7 protein-coding genes and 1 pseudogene are annotated in these 6,819 nt (G+C 43.7%); 5 read left to right on the plus strand and 3 right to left on the minus strand.

Features of this window, described 5'->3' with window-relative positions; translation table 11 throughout:
• Positions 1-820 (minus strand): annotated as a pseudogene (locus QUB61_RS36790) (ISAs1 family transposase); the annotation flags it as partial.
• Between the two features lie 648 nt (positions 821-1,468).
• Between QUB61_RS36790 and QUB61_RS36795 the strand changes: the two are divergent.
• Positions 1,469-2,419, plus strand: coding sequence for a fructosamine kinase family protein (locus tag QUB61_RS36795; protein WP_333136200.1), 951 nt, complete (start codon positions 1,469-1,471; stop codon positions 2,417-2,419).
• Between the two features lie 79 nt (positions 2,420-2,498).
• On the opposite strand, the gene QUB61_RS36800 is transcribed toward QUB61_RS36795, so the two are convergent.
• Positions 2,499-4,199: an ABC-F family ATP-binding cassette domain-containing protein gene (locus tag QUB61_RS36800; protein ID WP_333136198.1), complete on the minus strand. Its 1,701-nt coding sequence runs from the start codon at positions 4,197-4,199 to the stop codon at positions 2,499-2,501.
• A gap of 293 nt (positions 4,200-4,492) precedes the next feature.
• On the opposite strand from QUB61_RS36800, the gene QUB61_RS36805 reads away from it, so the two are divergent.
• The 4 genes from QUB61_RS36805 (at position 4,493) to QUB61_RS36820 (ending at position 6,187) form a co-directional block, all read left to right on the plus strand.
• Positions 4,493-4,975, plus strand: coding sequence for an element excision factor XisH family protein (locus tag QUB61_RS36805; RefSeq protein WP_333136196.1), 483 nt, complete (start codon positions 4,493-4,495; stop codon positions 4,973-4,975).
• Positions 4,963-5,331, plus strand: a complete 369-nt coding sequence (locus QUB61_RS36810; RefSeq protein ID WP_333136194.1) for a XisI protein — start codon at positions 4,963-4,965, stop codon at positions 5,329-5,331. The genes QUB61_RS36805 and QUB61_RS36810 overlap by 13 nt, the downstream gene beginning before the upstream one ends.
• Positions 5,332-5,420: 89 nt before the next feature.
• Positions 5,421-5,795, plus strand: a complete 375-nt coding sequence (locus tag QUB61_RS36815) for a DUF433 domain-containing protein (protein ID WP_333136192.1) — start codon at positions 5,421-5,423, stop codon at positions 5,793-5,795.
• Entirely contained in the window at positions 5,795-6,187 is a 393-nt protein-coding gene (locus tag QUB61_RS36820; RefSeq protein WP_333136190.1) for an ACP S-malonyltransferase, read from the plus strand. Before QUB61_RS36815 ends, QUB61_RS36820 begins: the two co-directional genes overlap by 1 nt.
• Before the next feature lie 274 nt (positions 6,188-6,461).
• Here the strand turns inward: QUB61_RS36820 and QUB61_RS36825 are convergent.
• On the minus strand, positions 6,462-6,819 hold a 358-nt coding region (locus QUB61_RS36825), incomplete at its 5' end, for a hypothetical protein (RefSeq protein WP_333136188.1).

Here is a 6,819-nt window from a genome sequence, read left to right on the forward strand (position 1 = left end):
GATTCTATCAGACCTATACTTTGAAGTTTCTCCCATTGATTGTCGGGGTCAATCAGCTCTTTGATTTCACTTAACATGGTTGTGATGTCGGATTTCTGAGCGACCGCGATCGTTCTCTCTCTTTTTTAGTCGAATAAGCTGTATGTGTAAATCCCGAAAATCCTTGACTAATTGCTTGTTTAAACAACTCTTCTACTCTAGCATACAGGGATGCCTGGTTCTTTTTTAACGTGATTACATAATCTCCTCCCTGTGAGACAATTGACTTCACAATTGACCTCTGACAGCCCATCGCATCAATCGTGACAATGCTGACGTTTAATTCTAATACTTTGAGTAAAGCCGGAATAGCTGTGATTTCATTAGATTTTTTATCAACTTTAACTTGTCCTAAAACTAATTTTTGACTGGTCGCCCAAGCACTGACCATATGAATTGCTTTTTTATCTCCCCCCCGAGCGTAAGAATGGCGAAGAGTTTTGCCATCAATTGCGATTACTTCTCCTGGATTGAAGCAACTAATAGATTGAATCCAGCTCAAAAAACATTTCTGAAATTCCTCGGGTTTGAGCCGAGAAAATACTCGCGCAATTGTGTCATGTGAAGGTATGCCATTCGGTAATTCTCAGAATTTCTTTAACCATTCATATTTAGCTCGACCGTAACTTTCGATATCCACCCATGTATCAGCACCGCAAATCACGGCACAAATTGAGATGGTGATAATATCAATTAATTGATGATGTTTCGTCCGCTCAATTCTTGGATATTCTAAGTCGCAAAAATGGTCAGCAATAGTAATTTTAGGTTTGAGTTTCATAATGGTAAACTCTAATTAAATGTTTTTGGGTACTCAATAATTATTCTCCAATATACCATATTCTGTTAACATAAAATTTAGATGCGTTCGCCCTGGAGCAAGAAATAAGCGACTTCGAGCCGGGTGGGATGATAACTATTTGACTAAGATCCTCGCTGTTGCAGTTAACTAAATTCTCACGAATAACTCATTAATAACTATTATACAACTTGTAAACAGTGGTTGTAATCTTTTTATGGTCTCAAAATTAGCATTAAGTAAAAACCACCATTAATCAGTTCTTATTTTCTTGCAAAAGTCATTACAAAGCGTATCTGTAGCTTCTAAAAATACTGAATTTATATCACAATATACTCACCACTGATAAACAGTGTTCAATAAGATGCGTTCCCCCTGGCTCAAAGAATGAATCAACTGGACATGAGATGAGACTGAGCAGGAGTTTTCTCCAGGCTAATTTAGATTGCTGAATCTTTATCCTGTACGATCGCCCTTAATCCCTGTTCCACCCATATAATACTTGAGGGTGGCGTGAGTTATTGGTTCCCGGAACGAAAATTATATCTGCAAATTAACTAAAAATATGAACTGTAAAGTGTCGGCAGTCATATAAACTAATTTTGATCGCCCTTAAAACGATTTGATGCTATGTGGGACAAAATTGCCGCGCACATCTCTGAAACAACCGGAGAAACATTTTCTATTGACAATCGCCATTCTGTCAGCGGCGGCTGCATCAATCAAGGCTTTTCTATTAGCAGCAGTTCCCGCGCTTACTTCGCGAAAATCAATCAAGCTTCCCAAATTGCGATGTTTGAAGCCGAGGCTTTGGGTTTGCAGCAAATGCGGGCAACCCAGACGATTCGAGTACCTGAGCCGATTTGCTGGGGAACTGAGGGGAATTCAGCTTATATTGTGCTGGAATGGCTGGATTTGGTAAGTCGCGGGGGCGAGAGAGCTTGGGAGGAAATGGGGCGCAAACTGGCGACAATGCACAAATATACCCTCCCCAACTCCCCCTTGCTAAGGGGGGGAGAAGAGCGTAATTCTACCTTGCTAAGGGGGGGAGAAGAGCGTAATTCTACCTTGCTTGGGAAGGTTTTTGGTTGGGATATTAATAATACGATCGGCTCAACTGTGCAAATTAATAATTGGACGGCAAATTGGGCAAAATTTTGGGCAGAACATCGGATTGGTTATCAGTTAAAATTGGCGAGGCGTCGGGGCGGTCATTTTCCGCAAGGGGAACGTTTATTAGAGATGATTCCTGAATTGTTAGCTGGTTATGAACCTCAACCCTCGCTAGTTCACGGGGATTTGTGGGGGGGAAATGCGGGGGTGACCTCTGCGGGGGAACCAGTGATTTTTGACCCGGCAACTTATTTTGGAGATAGAGAAGTTGATATTGCGATGACGGAGTTATTTGGCGGGTTTCCGGCGCTATTTTATCGAGGATATAATCAGGTTTGGTCGTTGGATGGAGGCTACGATCGGCGGAAAAGTTTATATAATCTATATCACATTTTGAATCATTTTAATTTGTTTGGTGGGAGTTATGAGTCGCAGGCGAATCAGATGATTAATAGAGTCTTGGGTTAGAAATAGGGATTTTTTATTTCTAACCGCAGATGAACGCAGATAAACGCAGATGTAAGGTTTATCTGCGACCGTTGCCGCTTTATTTTTGCTTAGCTATTGCTTTTTTCTTCGCTTCTTTTTCGGCTTTTTTAGCCGCTTTTTCAGCTTCAAGTTTGGCGATTTTTGCTAGCTCTTTTTCTTCGGCTATTTTATCCAGATAGTAGTGGTAATCTCCCAAATAAGGGCGAAATTCTCCATCCCGAATCTCGACAATTTTGTTAGCTACTTGGGAGATGAAATAGCGATCGTGTGAAACGATAATTACCGTACCGTCATAATTCTGAATGGCTTCTTCCATCATCTCTTTCGCCGGAATGTCGAGGTGATTTGTCGGCTCGTCCAAAATTAGCAAATTCACGGGAGTCAACAGCATTTTTGCTAAAGCCAGACGGGCTTTTTCTCCGCCGCTCAAAGCGCCGACTTGTTTGAATGCTGTTTCGCCGGTAAACAAGAACCGCCCCAACAAAGTCCGAACTTCTTCATTTTTCCAGTCGGGTACTTCGTCGTGAATGGTTTCGAGCACGCTTTTATTCAAATCTAAGGCTTCTGCCTGATTCTGTTCAAAGTAACCGGGGATGACGTTGTGGCCTCCCAATTTGACTGTACCTTCAGAAGGCTTTTCTAAACCCATAATCAGTCGCAGCAGGGTGGATTTGCCCGCGCCGTTGGGGCCGAGAAAGGCTATGCGATCGCCCCTTTCAATCAACAAGTCGGCTCCCAAAAATAGGATTTTGTCGCCGTAGGTGTGCACCAAATCTTCAATTATTGCTACTTCGCGACCGCTGCGGGGTGCGGGGGGAAAGCGGAAATGCAAAGTTTTTAATCCGCCGGTGGGCGCTTCGATGCGTTCGATTTTGTCTAACTGTTTCTCGCGGCTTTTGGCTTGGGTGCTGCGAGTGGCGCTGGCGCGGAATTTTTCTACGAATGCTTGCTGTTTTTCGAGTTCTTTTTGCTGGCTTTCGTAGGCGCTGAGTTGGGCTTCTCTGGCTTCTGCTTTTTGCAGCAGGTAGGAGGAGTAGTTGCCGAGGTAGGTGGTGGAAACGCCGCGTTCGGTTTCGACGATTTGGGTGCAGAGCCGATCGAGAAATTCTCGGTCATGGGATACGATTACCATCGGGGTTATCAGCCCTTTCAGGTAAACTTCCAGCCATTCGATGGTTTCTAAGTCGAGGTGGTTGGTAGGTTCGTCTAGCAGCAGGATGTCGGGTTTTTGGAGGAGAATTTTGCCCAAACTCATCCGCATTTGCCAGCCGCCGCTGAAAGCGCTGACTAATCGATCGCCGTCTTCGGGTTCAAATCCGATTTCCGGTAAAATTTTCTCGATTTGAGATTCTAAACCGTAGCCGTTCAAGCCTTCAAATTGCCGTTGCAGCCGATCCATTTTGTGGATCAGTTCGTCGAGATTTTCTGGGGTGGAGGCTTCCAAGTCTCGATGCACTTGCATCAGGGATTCGTGGACTTCGTTGGCTTCGCTGAAGGCGCGCCAAAATTCTTCTCTGACGGTGCGAGTCGGATCTACTTCAAATTCTTGGGAGAGGTAGGCGATGTGGAGGCTGGCGGGGCGAATCACTTCGCCTGCGGTGGGTTCGATTTCGCCGGCGATGATTTTGAGTTGGGTGGATTTGCCGGCACCGTTAACGCCTACTAAGCCGATGCGATCGCCTGGCTTGACTTCCCAGGTGACATCTTTGAGTACGACGCCTGTGGGGTAAATTTTACTGATGTGTTCGAGTCGCAGCATTGTTGTGGGGACTGGGGAAGGGCTGGTTTAGCGGCGGATGGGATGCCGGCGCTGAGGTCGAGTTAATCTTAACAAATTTTAATTATATTTAGGGTATTGCCAGATTTTGATTTGGTAGGAGTTACGCGAAGAAACGGGGTTTCTCTGAAAAATCGCTGATTCTCAGCTAGAGATATACGAAGAAACCCGGTTTCTGGCCTCGATGTGGGTGCAGGACTATTTGGGTGGGGCGATCCTCTTCGAGGGCTTCGCTAACGGGCGATCGTGTTGTTTCAGATTGAATTTCTCGTATAATGGTTGAGACTTCTGCACATTATAATAGTCAGTGTCAACCTCGATCGCAAAAGAGAGCGATCGTGCCAGCAAGAGACATTTATCATCAAGTTGTCAAACAGGCTCTCATTAAGGCTGGCTGGACAATTACCCACGATCCGTATCCCTTGGCTTGGGCGAAGAGAAACCTATCGATCGATCTTGGTGCCGAACAGCTATTAGCTGCTGAGAACAACGATCGCAAGATAGCCGTTGAAGTTAAAAGTTTTATCAGAGAGTCTAGAATTGCAGATTTAGAGCAAGCTTTGGGTCAATATACTCTTTACTATGACATCTTAAAACGGACGGAATCAGAAAGACAACTGTATCTTGCGATTCCACTAAATGCTTTTACAGAGCTTTTTGAAGGAGAAAGTTTTGGTCAGATATTGCTAGATAATAACCGCATAAATTTGGTTGTTTTCAACCCAAAAATAGAGGAAATAGTACAATGGATAGCTTAAATAATTATCGCAAACTTGTTAAGCAGCTCCTTACTGAATACGCTGAGATTCCCGTTTTTGACAGTGGGAGCCAAAATGAAATAATTTTTGATTTGGAAAAAGACCGTTATATGTTAATAAATATAGGTTGGTTTAATGAGCAGCGCATTCACCATTGCGTGATTCATATTGATATTATTGACGGTCAGGTGTGGATTCAAGCAAATAATACCGATCGCCTGATTGCTGAGGAGTTAGTTTCAGCGGGAGTTCCGGCTAAATCAATTGTTTTGGGACTTCAACCGCCTGATGTTAGACCTCATACTGCTTATGGAGTTCCTTGTAGTGAGCAGCAGCGAGAATGTTTGAAAGTATGATGGAGTGGAAGGGATTTGAATGGGAGGGCGAGAATTTATGAGTCGATACAGTAAGGTAAAATGAAGATAATCCCTTAAAGGTTACAACTATGACTTCGGTATCAAGCGGAAAATCAACCATTATTCGCACCGAGCGCGGACTCACGATCGCAGGTACGCGGATTACACTTTATCAACTGATGGATTACATCTGCGCTGGCTATCCACCCAAGCTAATCCACAATCAGTTTTACATAACCGACGAACAATTCAACGCAGCAATGTCCTATATTGAAACAAATCGTACTGAAGTAGAGGCAGAGTATCAAATAGTTTTGCAACAGGCAGAAGAAATCCGGCAGTATTGGGAAGATCGCAATCGCGATCGGCTCGCTCAGATTGCAGGAATGCCGCCAAAGCCCGATCGACAGGCAGCTTGGGCAAAACTTCAGGCACGAAAAGCTAGACTGGCTGTATCAAGCTGATGATTTTTATAATTGACCATAATATTGAGGGGCAAGCTCTCATACTTTTTGGCAGCATAACTGCCGGAGGTTGGGTTGATTTACTATCGATTCGCTTCGTGATTTTTGAAGAAGTTCAGTTACCAATTAATAGTAGCGATCGAATTGTTTGGCGATTTGCTCAAGACAACCAGATGATTCTGCTGACAGCAAATCGCAGTATGAAAGGAACAGATTCGTTAGAGCAAGTTATTCGTGAAGAAAGTTCACCAACTTCGCTACCTGTTGTTACTCTCGGAAACATCGATCGAGTGGCTGAGCGTGACTATCGGGAGCAATGTGTCGATCGATTGATTGAGGTTGTACTTTACATCGAAAACTATATAGGAGTTGGTCGGATTTTCATTCCTTAACACTGTCGGCTTTAAGGGACGATTGAGCGATCGCGCTTTTTCTTATTTGTTAAGGGCGATCGCGCTTCAAAAACCTTTAAAGGAGGCGATGGGAGAAGGTTGTAGAAAGGTGAGGGTGATGAGGTGCGATCGCGTGCTTTGTTTTCCTACAATCCCTTGCCGGGGCTTCCCGATGCGGAGAGAGAGCTTTTGCTGGATTTGTTACAGGTCGATGAATGCCAGATTTGGGTACATGACCCGAAGTGGGGAGAATAGGTGGAGGAGGCGTTTACACTTATAAACCACTTTTTTTCTTAACACTGTACTCCTGCTTGAGATAATATAAAACCGCAGCACAAAAACGTACATATTCACCCCGATTATCAAGTTTATCATATCCTTGAATTAATTTTTGTAACTCTTGACTGGAAAATTGTTTGGTACGGATATGCTTTAAGGTATCTTTAATTACCTTTTCTCTTTCTCTTATAAGTTTTTCATTATTTAGCCCCAATTGAATAATTGTTTGGTCGGCAGCCTTCTTCTCGATGATTCGATCGATATTAGCCGAGCGAAGGGTGCATCTCAGTTTGGCAAATACATCAAATTGAAAGTTGACCGTTGAGATAAGCACAGCGAAGAGCAAGGATAGA

Origin of the sequence: Microcoleus sp. C2D2 (genome assembly GCF_036702495.1) — a bacterium.
Classification (GTDB): Bacteria; Cyanobacteriota; Cyanobacteriia; order Cyanobacteriales; family Microcoleaceae; genus Microcoleus.

Bases quoted from the DNA above. Each gene is read 5' to 3' on its own strand.
- QUB61_RS36820 (WP_333136190.1), top strand. From the start codon at position 5,795: ATGATTTTTATAATTGACCATAATATTGAGGGGCAAGCTCTCATACTT.
- QUB61_RS36795 (WP_333136200.1), top strand. From the start codon at position 1,469: ATGTGGGACAAAATTGCCGCGCACATCTCTGAAACAACCGGAGAAACA.
- QUB61_RS36810 (WP_333136194.1), top strand. From the start codon at position 4,963: ATGGATAGCTTAAATAATTATCGCAAACTTGTTAAGCAGCTCCTTACT.
- QUB61_RS36800 (WP_333136198.1), bottom strand. From the start codon at position 4,199: ATGCTGCGACTCGAACACATCAGTAAAATTTACCCCACAGGCGTCGTA.
- QUB61_RS36815 (WP_333136192.1), top strand. From the start codon at position 5,421: ATGACTTCGGTATCAAGCGGAAAATCAACCATTATTCGCACCGAGCGC.
- QUB61_RS36805 (WP_333136196.1), top strand. From the start codon at position 4,493: ATGGTTGAGACTTCTGCACATTATAATAGTCAGTGTCAACCTCGATCG.